Raw genomic sequence first — 17,631 nt, 5'->3', positions numbered from 1 at the left:
ATGTAAGAAATCTCTTAAATTTTTACGGTTTAAACGGACAAAAACACCGTTTATCAACACATTTTTTCGATGAAATGCACTTTTTTAAGTGTTAAAATGTTAAAACGAAAGGTTTTTTTTATAGATTTGTTTCAAGAATATGTTACAGAAGACCCCAAATCGACCTGTGGCTTAATCTACTAGCTTATGGAAAAAACTACTTCGATCAACCGAAGCGTTGCATGGGTAACGCTTATTATCTGCTTGACCTTTACGCCCCTATTGTCGGCGCAGACCGTAATCCATCAGGCGACCTTTGAATCTGGAACCGACGGCTGGGCCCTTACGTCCAATGCCGCCAGAGTGAACAGTGCTCTTTATGCCCCAGAAAACAACTACAGCCTTAGAATTCAAAACAGTAACGGAGAAATTAGGACTCCAACCTTTTCCTTAAACGCATATGACAAGGTCGATGTATCATTCCGATTCCACAACCGGGGATATGATACTAATGAGACTTTTGATGTGGAGTACCGTCCTAACAATAGTACCTCATGGACAGTTATAGGAAGATTCGTCGCGGGAAGTGTTGCGGGAAAGTCTGCCGACTTTCAAAGTGGTTTTCCCGGAATAGACTACGCCAAGACCGTTACAATTTTTAAAACCGACCACACCTTCCCAAGTTCTGCTACGGGACAATTCCGTTTTAGCAGTAACTCCTCCTCCAACTCCGATGATATGCATATCGACTATGTAACTATCACCGGAACTACCTACAATTCGATCTCAGAAGGTCCTGGAGGAATTGACAGTAATTTGGAATTGTGGCTCAGAACTGACCGCGTAGACGGAACAGGTTCTATTGCAGACAATACTGCTCTAATGACCTGGGAGGATTATGGTAAAGGAAACGATGCCAAAGTATTAGAAGCTTACCAGGCTCCTACCTATTACGACAACAGCACAAACAATATTAATTTTAATCCTGTTTTGTCTTTCAGCAATGACAATAACCTGTCTGGAAGCGATATGGATTATTTGGACAATAAGGATGAAATGGCAGGAACCGGTGGTTTCTATAGCCATGACATCTATATGGTAGTTACTCCGGATCAGAACATTACCAATGGAATGATTCCGCTGGATACCTTTACTTCTACGGACCCAACAGGAAATACTTATGCCGAAGATGTAACTGGTTTTGGATATGGAGCCTATACACAACGTTTTACCGGGGAATACTTTGCCTACTGTATCGGAACCACAACGGGTGCTGGCGATGGTTACGGAAAAGGAGATCTGGACTTTGCACTAGATCTTAACCAAGTTGCCATCATCAACGCCAGACATAACGATATCAGCGCTCCAACAAGTCAACAGGTGTACTTCAACAATATCGAAATTGCAGAATCCGAATCAGATGCTGCCGATTTTGCAGAAGTTGCTAATACCCGTTATTGGCTAGGACGCAGTCAGTACTGGAACGGTAGTTTTGGGGGTCGTATCACAGAAGTGATCACCTACTCTGCCACGAACACAGATGGTTCTATGACAGACAGCCGTAACCGTATTCAAAGCTATTTGGCTGTTAAATACGGGATCACTTTAGGTGTTAATGGCGTGTCTCAAGACTATGTTGATTCTAACGGAAACCTTATTTGGGATCAGTCTTCGGACGGCGGAGCCTTTAACTGGGATATTGCCGGCTTGGGTCGTTCTGACGCTGCTGGATTAATGCAAAAACAATCTAAATCAGTAAATCCTAATACCATGGTGACCATGGGTATTAGTAATATCGAAGCGACAAACAACCAAAATACCAACAACTTAACAACCGATGAGTCCTACCTAATGTGGGGACATGACAATACAAGCCTGAATGCTGTTGCACCTATTATCGTAGATATGAGTGCAGGTGTTTCTGGTCTAACTACCATAGTAGAATTTACTTCGGTAGAACGCACTTGGAAGGTAGTTGAGAGCGGTGGTGACGTTCCCCGTGTGGAAGTTTCAGTACCAGAGGCCGATCTGGCAGCTACGCTGAATCCTCCGGGAGAGTATTTGATGTTCATCTCTGATACACCAACATTTAACCCGAACTCAGAATACCGCATCATGCGACTAAACGGTGCGAATTTGGAAACAACTTACGATTTCAACGGAACCAAGTACATTACTTTTGGATATGCCCCAGAAAACATGTACGTGCGTTCTGTTGATTTTGACGGTAGTGTAGATTATATGGATTCTGATGATTTTCTGGATCTAGACGCAGACTTTACACTATCTGCTTGGGTTAAGAATGATGGAGCAACTAATCGCGATATCATCTCTAAACGAGACGCCTCTCCAATGACAGAAGGATATGCCTTAAGAGTCAATGGCAGCGGTGCAGCACAAGCCGTATGGACCAACAGTTCCGGTACTTTACAAGTCTTGAATTCATCGGTTAGTATCCCAAATGACGAATGGCACCATGTTGCCGTAACTTATGACGGAACCACAGCTCGAATCTATATAGATGGAGTGTTGGATGTTTCAGGTCCGATGGATCCACCAGTGTCGAACAACCAGCACTTCCTAATTGCAGCTGCAGACTACCAAAATCCAAGTAATTTCTGGGACGGAGGTATAGACGAGGTGCGCGTCTGGGACACAACGCTTTCTCAAGATCAGATAAGATTCATCATGAATCAAGAGATCATTGAGCATTCCGACAATACAGTAACAGGAAGCATCTTACCTCAGAATATCACTAAGAATGAGGTGGCCGTTATCGATTGGAGCCAACTAATGGCTTATTATCCAATGACCACTTACACCTTTACAAACATTAAGGATGAGTCAGGAAATGGCAATACGGCTGCTATTAAAAACTTAGATACAGTAGACTTCCAAACCGCACCACTACCCTACGAGACCGATCAGGACGGATCTTGGAACGATGCGAACACTTGGATGAACAACAGTGTATTGTATTTACCTGGAGCGACTTCTATTGTGGATGGTGTTACTACCATAGACTGGACGATTTCTCGTGTGAATCACGACTTGACTGCCTCTGACAATACCACTGTTTTGGGTGTGTTTGTAGACGCAAGCGCTGAAATACTCGTAGACAACAACAATAAGTTTGAAGTGTCTCATTATTTAGACCTCGATGGATTTATGGACCTGCAAGGCGAATCACAGCTTATTCAGACACAAGGAAGTGATTTGGATCCTAGCAGCGCGGGTTATATCGAAATAGACCAAGGAGGTACCGCAGACACTTATACGTATAATTACTGGAGTTCCCCTACTAGTACTATATCAACATCGGCCAACAACGTTACCTTTAGCGTGAATTCCATGCTAAGAGACGGAACCGATGTCAATAATCCTGTGAATGTGAATTGGATTGGTGGGTATAATGGTATGCCTACCACTCCAATATCGCTCTCCGATTTCTGGTTGTTCAAATACGACAACCACCCAATCGGCGATTACAGTTCATGGCAGTATCTGGGACCAGGCGGAGTACTCGAAGCCGGCCAAGGTTATACCATGAAGGGTCCAGGAACAGGGTCTGTACTAGACGAGCAGAACTATACCTTCTCCGGTAAGCCAAATAACGATCAGACTGGATATGACATCCAACTCAATATCAATGGCGGAAATAACTACCTAGTTGGTAATCCTTTTGCCTCTGCTTTAGATGCGCATGATTTCATTGCTGATAATCCACACCTTGACGGTACCCTGTATTTCTGGGAACACTGGGGAGGAGGCTCTCACGTGCTAGCTGAGTATCAAGGAGGATATGCTATGTATAATTTATCTGGAGGGGTTATGGCTACCAGTCACCCTGACGTAAGTGCCGCAGGAGTTCCAACAAAAACTCCAGGACGCTATGTCGCTCCAGGTCAAGGATTCTTTGTAGCTGCGGATTCTAATGGAACCATTGAATTCAACAACAGTCAACGTAACTTTGTTCGTTCCGGATCTAGCTCGGTATTCGTCTTTACCGACGATACTTATGCCCTACCGAGCACTCCAATTGGAACTTCGGCTACCTACAGTCTACCAGATGACAGCGACTTGGATCCGGTTGACAATCGTCCGAAAATTAGAATTGGATTTGATTCTCCTAAAATGTTGCATCGTCAATTATTATTGACCCTTGACAACAATGCGACTCTTGCTTATGACAGAGGATATGACGGGAAGGTTTTTGACGATCTTGCAGAAGATCTAAATTGGGACATTGATGGAGCACGCTATGTTATCCAAGGGATTCCAATGCTAGATGGCAATAGCAGTGTTGTTTTACCGCTTATTGCTGAGATAGATGAAAGTGGAGAGTTCACCATTGGGTTAGATCAAGCTCAGAATTTAGGAGAGAAGATCATTCCATATCTCCGTGATAAAGAATTCAATATTTTCACCAATCTGCTTGAGGATACATACACTGGTACTATTGACGCCGGGATGCATCCGAATCGATTCGAAATCGTGTTGCGCAGAACACCGCGTAACCAAGATCAGGACGGAACCATGAAAATAACAGAGACTTTGGTTTATGCTATGCACCAGAAGCAAGCAGCACAAGTAAATGTAATCGCAAAAGAGGCAGATCAGACTATTACTAGTGTTGCAGTATACAACATACTTGGTCAGTTTATAGGTCAATACAATTACAGTGGAAACAATCCGCAGGAGTCTTTCTCTTCAGCGCAAATGGCCACAGGAACGTACATTTTAAAGACCACGACCAATACCGGTACCTATACAGTTAAGGTTTTAATAGAGAAGTAGTTTAAATTTTAATCAGTCCTCAAGGCGAGTATCTAAAGATGCTCGCCTTTTTTATTTCCTTAAGGCGTGTTAAAGCCGAATAATTCCGTTGCGATATTTTGTAACTTTATCACCCTTAGTTCGTCTTATAACGCAATTAAACACCTAACCTATGTTTTCATTATTCCGTGAGAATGTTCGAATTGCGATGGATTCCATCCGCAGTCAACTCTTAAGAACCATTTTAACGGTAGTAATCATAGCAATTGGTATATGGGCCTTGGTCGGTATTTTGGCCGCCGTAAAAGCCCTAGAGAACACTATTTCTAGCGATTTTGCCTCCATGGGGGCAAACTCTTTCAATATCCAGAGATACGATTTCACTTCCCAAGGACGACGCGGAGGCGAGCGCCAAAAGATCAATCCTATCATTAGTTACAGAGACATCAAGGAGTTCCAGGACCGCTACTCCTACCCTTTTACCAAGGTTTCTGTCTCCTTTAGAGGAACTAGCCGTGCCGAGGTACGTTACGAAGGCAACAAGACAGACCCAGAAGTTCAAGTTTACGGTGCCAATGAGAACTATTTAAGCAATACGGGAACCGAAGTCGAGAAAGGTCGCGATTTCAATATTTTCGATATTCAGAACAACAACAATGTGTGTTTGTTAGGAGCAGATTTTAAGAAGACTCTTTTTGAAGGCACTGACCCTATTGGCAAGACCTTGAGCATACGCGGGGTCAAATTCAAAGTGATAGGTTTGCTAGAAAGTAAAGGAGCGACTTTTGGCAACAATCAAGATCTGAAGGTTATCATTCCTATACAGCAAGCGAGAAGCATTTACACGGCTCCTAACATCAATTATACCATTAGTGTGATGGTAGACGACAAAGAATACCTAGAAGGCGCTCAAAACGATGCTATTGTGACCTTTAGGAATGTCCGAGGCCTCTCCCCTGTTGAAGAGAACAACTTTGGCCTGGAGCGCAGTGAAGACCTTATTAACCGTATCGCTGAAATTACAGGTGTTTTGGAATTTGCAGCTTGGTTTATCAGTGCGATAACCATTTTCGGTTCCTTGATCGCTTTGATGAATATCATGCTTGTATCAGTGACCGAACGCACACGGGAGATTGGAGTACGAAAAGCCCTTGGCGCTAAACGATCTACCATAGGGACTCAGTTTCTTATGGAGACCATTGTAATTGGTCAGTTGGGAAGTATTCTTGGAATTCTTCTTGGACTGGCAACTGGAATTGCCTTTGCCTCGCTGGCCGATTTTAACTTTAGTATTCCCTGGGGAGCGGTTATTGCCGCTACTATAATCACCTTTTTGGTTGCCGTGGTTGCTGGCTCTTATCCGGCGATGAAAGCAGCTCGATTAGACCCTATAGAAAGTCTGAGATACGAATAGACTAGTTGATCACTTTTAAAAGCGCATCGATAAAACTTCCTTCGACTATATGAGCCCCTTGGCGTACTAAGCCAAACAATTGCTGATTGCGATCTTCTGAGACAGCTTTGCTTCCTCTTTGTATAACAACACGCTCATCCTTGAGGTTCTTTAGCAACCATTCCCTGCCGGCGGCCGTGGTCAAGTCTGCAGTGTTTGGAGACACTTTTACATGAATGAGCTCAATTAGCTCATTCTGAACAGCGAAACAGAACAACTGTTCTGGACTAGCATTTTCCAGATACTTTGCGGCACTTAAGGCACCTTCCCAAACCAGATCGCTAAATACATCGAGCTCCGCCTCTGCGACTTCGGGTTTGCTGCGTTTGATCTCCTGCCATTCGTCCGCAGTAATACTCTGGGTAGCTAAAAATCTTGTAAACTCCTCTTGTAGGGCTTCGAACTGTTCTTTGGTAAGTCTGGTGTATTTCATCCTTTTAAAAATACGATCTATAAAAAAAGGCCTTCTGAACGAACAAAAGGCCTTTGAATTATTTTGAAGGTCTAATTAACTCTTAGCCTCTGCAATTACGTCAAAAGTAAGGTTCGCGATCACATCTCTGTGGAAACGAACTTTAGCTTCGTACTGTCCAGTGCGCTTGATGTTTCCACCAGCAACTGTAATGTACTTCTTGTCGATGCTCACTCCAGCTTTCTCTAGAGCTTCAGCTACGTCTGCATTATTTACAGAACCGAAAAGTTTATCACCTTCTCCAGCTTTTGCAGCGATCTTCACTTCTAAACCGTTAAGTTTCTCAGCTTCTGTTTTGGCGTCATCAACCAACTTTTGCTCTTTAAAAGCGCGTTGCTTCAAGGTCTCTGCCAATACTTTCTTAGCAGAAGAAGTAGCCAATACAGCATATCCTTGAGGGATAAGGTAGTTTCTACCGTATCCGTTCTTTACAGTAACGATATCGTCTGTAAACCCAAGATTTTCTACATCTTTCTTTAATATAAGTTCCATGACCGTACTGTATTATTTTAATAGATCCCCTACGTATGGCATAAGTGCAAGGTGACGAGCTCTTTTAACAGCTACGGCCACTTTACGCTGATACTTCAAAGAAGTACCTGTCAAACGACGAGGAAGAAGTTTACCTTGTTCATTCACAAACTTCATCAAGAAGTCTGGATCTTTATAATCGATGTACTTAATACCAGACTTTTGGAAACGGCAGTATTTCTTTGCCTTAGTAGTCTCGATGTTAAGCGGCGTCAAATAACGGATCTCACCGTCTTTTTTGCCTTTTGCTTGTTGTTCAATGCTAGACATGATTAAGCGGTTTTAGCGTTGCGTTTTCTTCTTTTCTCTGCCCATGCGATAGCGTGCTTGTCCAAACGAACAGTCAAATAACGCATAATGCGCTCGTCGCGTCTGAACTCTACTTCTAATGGGTTGATCACTTCACCAGGAACGGTGTACTCGAACAAGTGGTAAAATCCACTTTTCTTGTGTTGAATAGGATAGGCAAGCTTCTTAAGCCCCCAGTCCTCTTTTGAAATCATCTTAGCTCCGCCAGAAACCAAAAAATCTTCGAATTTCTTTACTGTTTCCTTTATCTGTTCTTCAGATAAAACGGGATTCAAGATGAAAACAGTTTCGTAATGATTCATACTTTGTGTTTAAATATAAATTAAGTCTCTTATAAAGAGGCTGCAAAAATAGAACTAATTCTACAATATTCAAAGCTCGGCTACCCTTTAATTTCCTACATTTTACCCTTACATATTTGGCAGATAAACGTAAATTTTCCACTCTTAATCGTTAAGTTTCGTTAATAAATGTTGTCGTTCATCGATAATTTGCTTATAATTGTACGTTACTAAATCTATTATTGCCTTGGAAAAAACCGTACTTAACTGTGCTATAGTTGACGATTCTAGCCTACAGCGTCTGTCTATCGTCAAACTGATCCAAAACCACCCCTCGCTAAATTTAGTAGCCGAGTACAACAACGCTATTGAAGCGAAAATGGGGCTATTGGACACACAAATCGACTTGATATTCTTAGATATCGAAATGCCGATCCTATCCGGCTTTGACCTCTTGGATGACTTGAGTGTAAAACCACAGATCATCTTTGTTACCGGAAAGACGAAATACGCTTTTAAAGCCTTTGATTACGACGCCGTAGACTATTTGCGCAAGCCGATCTCTAAGGAGCGTTTTCTCAATGCTGTACACAAAGCGATCACGAACCATCGCCTACACAACGAAGACGGTTTTGACGACGAAGACTTCATCTTTGTAAAGAGCAACCTAAAAAAGCGTAAAGTTTTCTTGAATGAGCTGCGCTATATCGAGGCTCTGGGGGATTATGTGAAGTTGGTGACAGAGCACGACTCTCTAGTAGTTCTTTCTACCATGAAGAATTTTGAATCGCTCTTGCCTGCAGATCGTTTCCTTAGAATTCATAAGTCTTATATCGTGAATCTGGATAAAGTAGAGCGTTATAACAGCAAGGTCATTGAGATCGATAACGATCAGTTGCCGCTTAGCCGTAACAGAAAGACCCAACTGGTAGAAGCACTTACCGCTTCCATGAAGGCTTAATACGGATCTACATCCACTACTAGCTTAATACGCGCAAACGGTTTTTGCGCCTCAAAGTTGCGCACCAACATGCCGACCTTACCCTTGTATGCCTTTATTCCGGCGTTTACAGGCACTTTTAGTAACACATGACTCAGGTATTCGTTGCGTATACGACCTACCGGCGGGATCTCCGGACCAAGCACTCCCTCATTGAACTGGGCCTCTAAAGCTTTGGCAAACCAGCGTGAACCATTTTGCATGGTCTCAAAATTGCGATGCTTAAAGGTAAACCTGATCAGGCGATTGAAGGGAGGATAACCATATTGCCTGCGTTGTTCCATCTCATCTTTAAACATACCATCGTAGTCATGAGTAGTTACCTGCTGTAATATTAGGTGCTCCGGATTAAAAGCTTGGATCAGCACTTTCCCCCTATCTTTGGTACGCCCAGCGCGACCAGCCACTTGGCTGAGTAGCTGAAAGCTTCGTTCGTGGGCTCTAAAGTCCGGGAAATTGAGCAAGGAATCTGCTTGCATCACTCCCACCAAACCAACTGCCCTAAAGTCTAAGCCTTTAGCCAACATTTGGGTTCCGACCAAGATGTCTATCTCTCCCTGCTCAAAACCGTGAATAAGTTTGGCATGAGCGTGTTTGCCACGCGTAGTGTCTTGGTCCATACGAGCTATTCGCGCTTCTAGCAAAAGTTCTTGTAATTCTGTTTGGATTTGTTCTGTTCCGAAGCCTTTAGGGTCTAAGGTCATACTGCCACAAGCACCGCACTGCTTGGTCAAGGGACTCGCGTATCCGCAGTAATGACAGCGCAACTGCCCTTTGGCCTTGTGAAAAGTAAGGCTTACATCGCAATTGGGGCACTGCGGAGCGCTTCCACAGGTCATACATTCCATTATAGGAGCAAATCCGCGCCTGTTCTTGAATAGGATCACCTGTTTTTTCTCGGCCAAGGTTTCCCGTATAGCTTCTAGTAAGCTATCAGAAAAATGGCCTTGCATTCGCTTTTTACGATTCTTATCACGCAGATCGACCAACTGAGTATCTGGCAATAGTACCTTCCCGTAGCGTTCCTTAAGACTTACCAAACCGTATTTACCCGAAACAGCGTTCTGATAGGTTTCTAACGCTGGTGTAGCAGAACCCAAAAGTACCTTTGCCTTACACAAAGAAGCAAGCACCACTGCAGCGTCTCGACCGTGATAGCGCGGTGCAGGATTGTATTGTTTAAAGGAGTGCTCGTGCTCCTCGTCTACAATGACCAAGCCCAGATCTTGAAAGGGTAAGAAAACGGTAGAACGAGCTCCAACGACCAATTGTGCACGCTGATCTTGGCGTAACAATTGGTTCCAGACCTCTACCCTTTCGTGGACACTATAACGGGAGTGATAAACCCCGACGCGATCGCCAAAATATTCTTGTAAACGACTTATGAGCTGGGTTGTGAGGGCAATCTCCGGAAGCATATACAAGACTTGCTTTCCATGCGCTAACTGCTCTTCTATAAGTTTTACGTATACCTCGGTCTTACCACTAGAAGTAACACCGTGTAATAGACAAACAGACTTTTCGGTGAACTGTTGTCTTATCTGCTTGTAAGCCCGCTCTTGCGCTTCTGATAGGCCTTTAGAATCTGCTGTGTCGCTTTCCCACTGGGCTTTTCTATCGGTTTGACGTTTTTCTTCCAGTACGATCCCTTTGTCGATCAAGCTGCGCAGCGGTGCAGCAGCTCCTGCTACTTCGGCTAAAAGCTCAGGACGTTTTACAGCTCCAGATTGCCGCGCAGACAACATAAAAAGTTGCATCAACACCTCTCGCTGTTTTGGTGCGCGTTGCATTTCGTCTAAGAGTGCCGTCAAGGCAGATTCTTCCTTATACTGCGGAGCCAATTGCAGATAACTCACCATTTTTGGGATATACTGCTCGTAAAGGGTTTCTACCAGTGCTATCCTATTCTTTTCCAATAAGGCTTGAATCACTCCTAGAACTTGCTTTCTGTCTAATATGCTGCGCACATCATTAAGGTGCAACTGCTGCCGGTTCTCTAAGGCTTCCAAGATCATTTCTTCTTGTTCAGATAAGGCAGCCTCACTCGCCGGACGCTCGGTCTGCAAACGAATAATGGTTTCGCTTTCTAGCAGAAATGCTCCCGGTAGCGCAGCCCGCATCACCTCTCCTATACTGCAGAGATAGTAATCCGCTATCCACTGCCAATGCTTTAGTTGGGTTTGGGTTACCAGAGGATATTCGTCTAAGATCTGATCGATCTCCTTGGTCTCGTAGGTCTGAGGTGGGGTTTGATGCACTTTATACACGATCGCCGTGTAGATCTTCGATTTCCCAAAGGGAACCGCTACCCGATGTCCTGGCTTGAGAAAATGAGCCTCGTGAGCGTTTACCGAATAAGTGAACGCCTGCTTAATTGGAATGGGCAGTATGACATCAATAAAGTACAAGAAATAAAAAAGGCTGTCGAATTAAACGACAGCCTAAAATTACGTAATTCTATGAGCACAATTAGTTGCCCAACATTCCTTTTTTAAGTTTTTTATCGGCAGGAACTTTTCCTAGCCAAATTCCGAATAGGGCTTTCTTAAACGCCATACCAGGAATAACTCCCAATTCTTTTCCGTTCTTGTAACACACCACGCCACGTCCGGTTTGGTAAGTGATATCAAAAACGTCTTCTTCTACGATCTCCTCGCTAAAAAAGCCGATGAATTTCTGGATCTCGCTATCTAAAGAAGAAGTGTCTCCGCGCATAGACGCATCAAATCCGTCGTTTACAGCCTCTTTCATAGCGTCGCTAGATACAAAACTAGAGGTGATCACTAGTTTCATGGCCATGTTCTTATCTGCATCGATGATGCCCTGTGCATCTTTAGACTTGGATTCCAAGTATAGTCCGCCCGAATACAGTTCCAAAACGAATGCTTTTTTACGGATTCCGCCGCCATTAAGCACCAAATCAGAACCACCAACTTTCATGGTATTAGGTAGCATAACATCTCCTATTTCTGTCATTCCTCCATTCTGCGCAAACCCAACGTTCATAGAAAGTAGAGCGATCATAAGTATTAAAACTCGTTTCATAAGTCAATAAAGTATTTAAGTAATTATTAGTGTTTGTTTTTCAAAGCTCTTAAACTCGCATTGAGTTCAAAGCCCAGTAAAAGTAAGTTAGAATTTAACCAAATATACAGCATCATTATCAAAAGAGCCCCTATGGACCCGTAAAGCTCGTTGTAATTGGAGAAATTATTAATATAAACTCCAAAGAGATAGGTGGTTAGCATAAACAATAAGGTAGTTACCAAAGCGCCTATGGAAAAGAAGCGCGATTGTCTCCCGTCCTTCACTCCAAAATAATACAGTATTGCTACTACCATATAAACCAAAAGCACAAAGACCACATAACGTACCGTTGTTATCCAAAACACCTCGTCAGAGATGTATTGTTCTTGCTTGAGTACACTGATCAAATATTCACTGTACACCGCTATCACTACGCTAAAAAGCAACAACAATGCCAAAAACACAGAAACCACCAAGGCAACCCAATACTGGCGCAAAAAATTACGGTTAATTGTAACGTGAAAAGAGTACTCAAAACCGCTAAATATAGAATTGACACCATTGGCCATAACCAACAGCGTGAGCACAAAAACAAAGGACAGCAATCCTCCTCTTGGGTTGGCTGCAATATCTTCTATGACGGGGAAAAAGAAATCAAAGGTCTGGGCTGGCATCAATCCGCCGATAAAATCCAAGAAACGCTGCTGAAAGTTCTCTATGGGAACATAAGGAATAAGGTTCAGCACAAAGAGCAGAAAGGGAAAGATCGCCATAAAAAAGCTAAAGGCAATGGCTCCTGCCCTACTGGAAAAGGTCCCTTTGACTATCCCAACGGCATAGGTCTTTAATAAATCATACAACGACAAACCTTCAAAACCCGGCAGTAAGATCTTATCGCAGAGACGGATAGCCGCACTGACCACAGGAGTATTTCGCAAGCGTTGTTCTAAACTCATATAGCTTTTAGGCTGAGATCCATATTGTGTACCGAATGGGTCAAAGCTCCACTAGAAATATAATCTACCCCGCATTCTGCATAGGCCCGCACCGTTTCTAAAGTGATGCCTCCAGAGGATTCAGTTAGGCATTGATCGCCAATTAGAGCAACGGCTTTTCGAGTGTCCTCGTAGTTGAAATTATCTATAAGAATGCGATAAACTCCCTCGTTCTGCAATATCTCTTTGATCTCTTCTAAAGATCGAGCCTCAACGATGATCTTCAGATCCAAACGATTGTCCTTAAGATACTCCCGAGTTACTTGTATGGCTTTTGTAATTCCACCACAAAAGTCAATGTGGTTGTCTTTGAGCATGATCATATCATAGAGGGCGAAACGGTGATTCTCACCGCCGCCGATCTTAACCGCCCATTTTTCCAATGCACGAATACCCGGTGTGGTCTTTCGCGTATCGAGAATCTTAGTACCCGTTCCTTCTAATAGCTTTACATATTTGCTGGTCTTGGTCGCAATAGCACTCATGCGCTGCATGGCGTTTAAAACCAAGCGTTCAGCCTTTAGTATGGACTGTGAATTCCCACTCACATAAAATGCTTCATCTCCGTATTTGACAGGGCTACCGTCGGTGATTCTAATGTCGACCTCAAGACCGGCATCTACAAATTCAAATACCTTCTGAGCAAATGCTACTCCTGCGAGTATACCTTCGTCTTTGACCAAAAGTCGCGCCTTTCCAGCAGCGTCATAAGGGATACAAGCTAAGGAGCTGTGATCGCCATCGCCTACGTCTTCTCGAATAGCATTGGCGATGATCAGATCGATTTCTTTATCAAAGTCTTTTTGGGAGATCATGGAAATAGGTGTTTTGGCTAAATTACTAATTCCACCCTAAACGCAGGCTTTAGCAATGCGGATTCGTAAAAGAAAATTAAACGCTCGGTCTGGCTTTCGTACCTTTGTCAGATGCAGATCAAACTCTTGGCCGTTGGCAAAACAGATAGCGCAGCAATAGCAGAACTCACCGAGATCTACACCAAACGACTGACGCGTTATATTCGCTTTGAAATTCAGATCATTCCAGAATTGAAGAAAAGGGCTAAGCTCAGCTTTGAGCAGCAAAAAAAACAAGAAGGTGACTTGATATTGAATCAGCTGAGCCCAAGTGATTTTGTTGTACTCTTAGACGAAGCAGGAAAACAGTTCACCTCAATGGCTTTTGCCGACTATTTACAACAGCGCATGAATTCCGGGATTAAGACTTTAGTTTTTGTCATAGGTGGCCCTTACGGGTTTGCTGAGGAGGTATACCAGCGTGCAAACAGCAAATTGTCGCTCTCTAAAATGACCTTCTCGCACCAAATGGTACGCCTTTTCTTTGCCGAGCAGCTTTACCGCGCATTCAGTATACTCCATAACGAACCCTATCACCATCAATAACTATGAAAGAACTGGTCTTTGCCACGCACAATAGCGGAAAGCTCAAAGAATTGCAAGCCATGGTTGGCGATAAGATAAAACTGCTGAGTCTAGACGATCTGGGCTGTCATGAAGAGATCCCGGAGACTGCAGATAGTTTTAGGGGCAATGCCTTGCTCAAGGCTAAATATGTCCAAGAAAAATACGGTTTGCCTTGTTTTGCGGACGATAGTGGTCTGGAAGTTTCTGCCTTAAACGATGCTCCTGGGGTCTATACTGCGCGCTATGCCGGGGTTGGATGTACATCTGACGACAATATGGACAAGCTTTTAGGCGCTTTGCAAAACCAAGACGATCGTTCTGCTCGCTTTGTTTGTGTTATCGCCTTGTTGCATAAAAATGAACCCTATTTCTTTGAGGGGACTTGTCCAGGGGAGATCTTAAGAGCACGTCAGGGAACCGATGGCTTTGGCTACGACCCTATCTTTAAGCCACAGGGCTACGACCGTTCTTTTGCTCAGATGAGTCACGAAGAAAAAGCAAAGATCAGTCATCGTGGTAAGGCGGTAAGTCAGCTTCTGTCTTTTTTGAGAGGCTGAAACCCTTAAAAACTTGTACCAAAACTAAGATAGAGCCCTTGTATAAAACCAAGTCCGGTTCTAAACATAAAGCCGCTTTCTCTTTGATAACGATATCCGAGCGTTACGTCTGGCACCGGATATACTTCTCCCTGCGAATCAAACAGTGTTGATACGCCCATGCCAACTTCAAAATGCCCATTCCTATTGCCTGTTAAACCAACAATACCCACGGTGCTGGTAAGTCCTTCATTTACAGAACTTATTAAATCAATAACCGCAAAAACTCCTACATCAAAATTGGCGTAATAGCTCTTAAAGACTCCTTTAGTAGGCTTCCATAATAAATGCTCATAATTTAGAGTTGCCGAAGTATAAGTACCTAAACTTCCAATATTGAGATACAATACACTACTTGGGGGGCTAATCTTCTGAGGCTCCAAAAGCTTCAAATTGTCGGTGTTTTCCTGTGCTTTAGCTGTATACAGACTTGAGAATAGCAAAAAGAAAAGAGTTACTGCCTTACAGGTGAAATTGTATTTAATTTTTCGCATGATAAAGTTTCCTAATTGATTAATATTCAATCTTAACATCTCTTATCACGAAAACCCATACCCATTCAAGGGTATTTAGAGAGGACCAATCTTCATCAAACCATAATACCCGCAAGAGCTTCAAAAAACGCTCCATTAGTCCGCTAACTTTTTTATTGCATCAAAAAAGCTTGGAAACAAAAAACTTAGCGTACTTTTTTCTAAAGCAACCAAATTTTATAGGTTAAACTCCAAATTATAAAATTTGGTTGGGTCTCAAGAAACACTTCGTTAGTCCGCTAACTTTTTTATTTCATCAAAAAAGCTTGGAAACAAAAAACTTAGCGTACTTTCGCGCCAGAAAAGTCCTCGGGTTGAGGAACTGTGTTGCACGAAGCTAAATGGGTTTACTTGTCGCGTGCTTCGACCAACACGCAAATACAAGTAACTATGAGTGCATTTGAAGCATTAGGACTGTCTGCGCCTTTATTGCAGGCCACGGCCGATATGGGTTTTGAAAAACCAACCGAAGTTCAGGCCAAAGCGATTCCCCTATTATTACAATCAGAGACCGACTTGGTTGCCTTAGCGCAAACCGGGACCGGAAAAACTGCTGCCTTTGGTTTTCCACTGATCCAAAAGATCGATACAAAAAGTAGAAATACCCAAGGGCTTATCATTGCGCCTACGCGCGAACTCTGTCTGCAGATCACCCACGAGCTGCGCTCTTATTCACAACACGTTAAAGGTTTACACATTGTGGCCGTTTACGGCGGTGCGAGTGTACAAGGACAAGCTAAGGACCTAAAGAACGGTGCCCAGATCATTGTAGCCACTCCAGGTCGTATGAAAGATCTAATCGGTCGCGGTGTTGCTGTCATAAAAAAAGTGGAGTACTGCGTTTTAGATGAGGCCGATGAAATGTTGAACATGGGATTCTACGAGGACATCAAAGAGATCCTTTCTCACACACCAGAAGACAAAAGCACCTGGCTCTTTAGCGCAACCATGCCTAAAGAAGTTGCCGCTATTGCCAAGCAGTTCATGTACGATCCTAAAGAGATCACCGTAGGAACAAAGAACAGTGGCGCACAACGCGTAGAGCACGAATACTACCTCATAAGTGCCAGAGATCGTTATTTAGCATTGAAGCGCCTAGCAGATGCTAATCCCAACATCTTTTCGGTTGTTTTCTGTAGAACCAAGCGCGATACCCAGAAAGTAGCAGAAATGCTGATCGAAGACGGCTACAACGCAGCTGCTCTGCACGGTGACTTGAGTCAGAATCAGCGTGATCTGGTAATGAAATCGTTCCGAACCAATCAGATACAAATGTTGGTGGCCACAGATGTTGCCGCTCGCGGTATTGATGTGGACGATATCACCCACGTGATCAACTACCAGTTGCCAGACGAGATCGAAACCTATACGCACCGTAGTGGACGTACAGGACGTGCCGGAAAATCTGGAGTTTCCATGGTTTTGGTTTCAAAAAGCGAAGTGCGTAAGATCAAAGCCATAGAAAAGATCATTCACAAGCAGTTTGAGGTTAAGACCTTACCAACCGGCATGGAGATCTGTGAGATTCAACTCTTGCATTTGGCAGAGAAGATCGAGCAAACCGACGTGAACAAGGAGATAGAGCCTTATGTTCCGGCCATTATGGAAAGCCTCGGTGCTTTTGACAAGGAGACCTTGATCAAAAAGATCTTTAGTGTGGAGTTCAGCCGTTTCTTCAATTACTACAAGAACGCCAAAGAACTCAACGTACCAGAAGTTGGTAATGTATCTAGCGGTGGCAACAGCACGCGCTTCTTTATTAATGTAGGTGCTAAGGACGACTTTAGTTGGATGACGCTAAAGGACTTTTTAAAAGACCTATTACAGATCAAAGATGATGGCCTGTTCAAGGTAGACGTAAAAGGAAGCTTTTCTTTCTTCAATGTAGAGGAACCCTACGTAAAAAGAGTGATCGACACCTTTGAAGACTTTGTTCTAGACGGACGTAAGATAGTCGTCGAAGCGACTACCGAAAAGCGCAGAAAAGGCGGAGGCAAACGTTTTAAAGAATCCTCTGATGGGAAAAAGAAATTCAAACAGCCAAGAACACGCAAACAAGGCAAGCGCGGCGGAGGTCGATTTGAAGAAGAATTCGGCGGAAGACGCGGTAGAAAGAAAGGCGGAGGCGGTAAGCCAAGAGGCGATGGTGGCAAGTCTAAAGGCACTGGAGGTAAGCGACGAAGACGATAAGATTCTTAAATTTTTTGTAAATATGGGGTCGGCGGTATGAGAATTGTATACTTAATATGTATTTTTGA

General features: G+C 43.4%; 15 protein-coding genes. 6 read left to right on the top strand and 9 right to left on the bottom strand.

Annotated features, from left to right (window positions below):
* Window positions 1-186: 186 nt before the first annotated feature.
* Complete coding sequence (locus BTO09_RS12790; RefSeq protein WP_087525159.1) at window positions 187-4,776, top strand: LamG-like jellyroll fold domain-containing protein; 4,590 nt, start codon at window positions 187-189, stop codon at window positions 4,774-4,776.
* A gap of 151 nt (window positions 4,777-4,927) precedes the next feature.
* Window positions 4,928-6,169 (top strand): ABC transporter permease, encoded by a 1,242-nt coding sequence (locus tag BTO09_RS12785; RefSeq protein ID WP_087525158.1) that lies wholly within the window; start codon window positions 4,928-4,930, stop codon window positions 6,167-6,169.
* Window position 6,170: 1 nt separating this feature from the next.
* On the opposite strand, the gene BTO09_RS12780 is transcribed toward BTO09_RS12785, so the two are convergent.
* From BTO09_RS12780 to rpsF, 4 genes are all read right to left on the bottom strand, one after another.
* Window positions 6,171-6,641 carry a DUF6495 family protein gene (locus BTO09_RS12780; RefSeq protein WP_087525157.1) on the bottom strand — a complete coding sequence of 157 codons (471 nt, stop codon included), beginning with the start codon at window positions 6,639-6,641 and terminating at the stop codon, window positions 6,171-6,173.
* 75 nt (window positions 6,642-6,716) lie between these two features.
* Entirely contained in the window at window positions 6,717-7,172 is a 456-nt protein-coding gene (rplI, locus tag BTO09_RS12775; RefSeq protein WP_087525156.1) for a 50S ribosomal protein L9, read from the bottom strand.
* Window positions 7,173-7,184: 12 nt separating this feature from the next.
* The gene (gene rpsR / locus BTO09_RS12770) at window positions 7,185-7,484 is read right to left on the bottom strand and encodes a 30S ribosomal protein S18 (RefSeq protein WP_198356562.1); all 300 of its coding nucleotides are present in this window, start codon (window positions 7,482-7,484) and stop codon (window positions 7,185-7,187) included.
* Window positions 7,484-7,822: a 30S ribosomal protein S6 gene (gene rpsF / locus BTO09_RS12765; protein ID WP_087525154.1), complete on the bottom strand. Its 339-nt coding sequence runs from the start codon at window positions 7,820-7,822 to the stop codon at window positions 7,484-7,486. The genes rpsR and rpsF overlap by 1 nt, the downstream gene beginning before the upstream one ends.
* Window positions 7,823-8,048: 226 nt before the next feature.
* On the opposite strand from rpsF, the gene BTO09_RS12760 reads away from it, so the two are divergent.
* Window positions 8,049-8,762, top strand: coding sequence for a LytTR family DNA-binding domain-containing protein (locus BTO09_RS12760; protein WP_087525565.1), 714 nt, complete (start codon window positions 8,049-8,051; stop codon window positions 8,760-8,762).
* Here the strand turns inward: BTO09_RS12760 and priA are convergent.
* From priA to nadC, 4 genes are all read right to left on the bottom strand, one after another.
* Window positions 8,759-11,209: a primosomal protein N' gene (priA, locus tag BTO09_RS12755; RefSeq protein ID WP_087525153.1), complete on the bottom strand. Its 2,451-nt coding sequence runs from the start codon at window positions 11,207-11,209 to the stop codon at window positions 8,759-8,761. The two genes, BTO09_RS12760 and priA, sit on opposite strands and share 4 nt — an antisense overlap.
* A 61-nt stretch (window positions 11,210-11,270) precedes the next feature.
* Window positions 11,271-11,846: a chalcone isomerase family protein gene (locus BTO09_RS12750; protein ID WP_087525152.1), complete on the bottom strand. Its 576-nt coding sequence runs from the start codon at window positions 11,844-11,846 to the stop codon at window positions 11,271-11,273.
* Between the two features lie 26 nt (window positions 11,847-11,872).
* Window positions 11,873-12,784: a YihY/virulence factor BrkB family protein gene (locus tag BTO09_RS12745; protein WP_087525151.1), complete on the bottom strand. Its 912-nt coding sequence runs from the start codon at window positions 12,782-12,784 to the stop codon at window positions 11,873-11,875.
* Window positions 12,781-13,638: a carboxylating nicotinate-nucleotide diphosphorylase gene (nadC, locus tag BTO09_RS12740; RefSeq protein WP_087525150.1), complete on the bottom strand. Its 858-nt coding sequence runs from the start codon at window positions 13,636-13,638 to the stop codon at window positions 12,781-12,783. Before nadC ends, BTO09_RS12745 begins: the two co-directional genes overlap by 4 nt.
* Window positions 13,639-13,749: 111 nt before the next feature.
* On the opposite strand from nadC, the gene rlmH reads away from it, so the two are divergent.
* Complete coding sequence (gene rlmH, locus BTO09_RS12735; protein ID WP_087525149.1) at window positions 13,750-14,223, top strand: 23S rRNA (pseudouridine(1915)-N(3))-methyltransferase RlmH; 474 nt, start codon at window positions 13,750-13,752, stop codon at window positions 14,221-14,223.
* A 2-nt stretch (window positions 14,224-14,225) separates the two neighbouring features.
* Window positions 14,226-14,801, top strand: coding sequence for a non-canonical purine NTP diphosphatase (locus BTO09_RS12730; RefSeq protein WP_087525148.1), 576 nt, complete (start codon window positions 14,226-14,228; stop codon window positions 14,799-14,801).
* Between the two features lie 5 nt (window positions 14,802-14,806).
* Here BTO09_RS12730 and BTO09_RS12725 read toward each other — a convergent pair whose 3' ends face one another.
* A complete protein-coding gene (locus BTO09_RS12725) occupies window positions 14,807-15,334 on the bottom strand; it encodes a hypothetical protein (RefSeq protein WP_157663514.1) in 528 nt (175 codons plus the stop codon).
* A gap of 429 nt (window positions 15,335-15,763) precedes the next feature.
* Between BTO09_RS12725 and BTO09_RS12720 the strand changes: the two genes are divergently transcribed.
* Window positions 15,764-17,563: a DEAD/DEAH box helicase gene (locus BTO09_RS12720; protein ID WP_087525146.1), complete on the top strand. Its 1,800-nt coding sequence runs from the start codon at window positions 15,764-15,766 to the stop codon at window positions 17,561-17,563.
* The last annotated feature ends 68 nt before the right edge of the window (window positions 17,564-17,631 follow it).

Origin of the sequence: Gilvibacter sp. SZ-19 (assembly GCF_002163875.1) — a bacterium.
Classification (GTDB): Bacteria; Bacteroidota; Bacteroidia; order Flavobacteriales; family Flavobacteriaceae; genus Gilvibacter.
Note: the sequence above shows the minus strand (reverse complement) of the source record. Positions and strands in the feature narration are given on the sequence as shown.

Excerpts from the sequence above, each read along its gene's own strand:
- BTO09_RS12790 (WP_087525159.1), top strand. The coding sequence starts at position 187 with ATGGAAAAAACTACTTCGATCAACCGAAGCGTTGCATGGGTAACGCTT.
- BTO09_RS12785 (WP_087525158.1), top strand. The coding sequence starts at position 4,928 with ATGTTTTCATTATTCCGTGAGAATGTTCGAATTGCGATGGATTCCATC.
- BTO09_RS12780 (WP_087525157.1), bottom strand. The coding sequence starts at position 6,641 with ATGAAATACACCAGACTTACCAAAGAACAGTTCGAAGCCCTACAAGAG.
- rplI (WP_087525156.1), bottom strand. The coding sequence starts at position 7,172 with ATGGAACTTATATTAAAGAAAGATGTAGAAAATCTTGGGTTTACAGAC.
- rpsF (WP_087525154.1), bottom strand. The coding sequence starts at position 7,822 with ATGAATCATTACGAAACTGTTTTCATCTTGAATCCCGTTTTATCTGAA.
- BTO09_RS12750 (WP_087525152.1), bottom strand. The coding sequence starts at position 11,846 with ATGAAACGAGTTTTAATACTTATGATCGCTCTACTTTCTATGAACGTT.
- BTO09_RS12745 (WP_087525151.1), bottom strand. The coding sequence starts at position 12,784 with ATGAGTTTAGAACAACGCTTGCGAAATACTCCTGTGGTCAGTGCGGCT.
- nadC (WP_087525150.1), bottom strand. The coding sequence starts at position 13,638 with ATGATCTCCCAAAAAGACTTTGATAAAGAAATCGATCTGATCATCGCC.
- rlmH (WP_087525149.1), top strand. The coding sequence starts at position 13,750 with ATGCAGATCAAACTCTTGGCCGTTGGCAAAACAGATAGCGCAGCAATA.
- BTO09_RS12730 (WP_087525148.1), top strand. The coding sequence starts at position 14,226 with ATGAAAGAACTGGTCTTTGCCACGCACAATAGCGGAAAGCTCAAAGAA.
- BTO09_RS12725 (WP_157663514.1), bottom strand. The coding sequence starts at position 15,334 with ATGCGAAAAATTAAATACAATTTCACCTGTAAGGCAGTAACTCTTTTC.
- BTO09_RS12720 (WP_087525146.1), top strand. The coding sequence starts at position 15,764 with ATGAGTGCATTTGAAGCATTAGGACTGTCTGCGCCTTTATTGCAGGCC.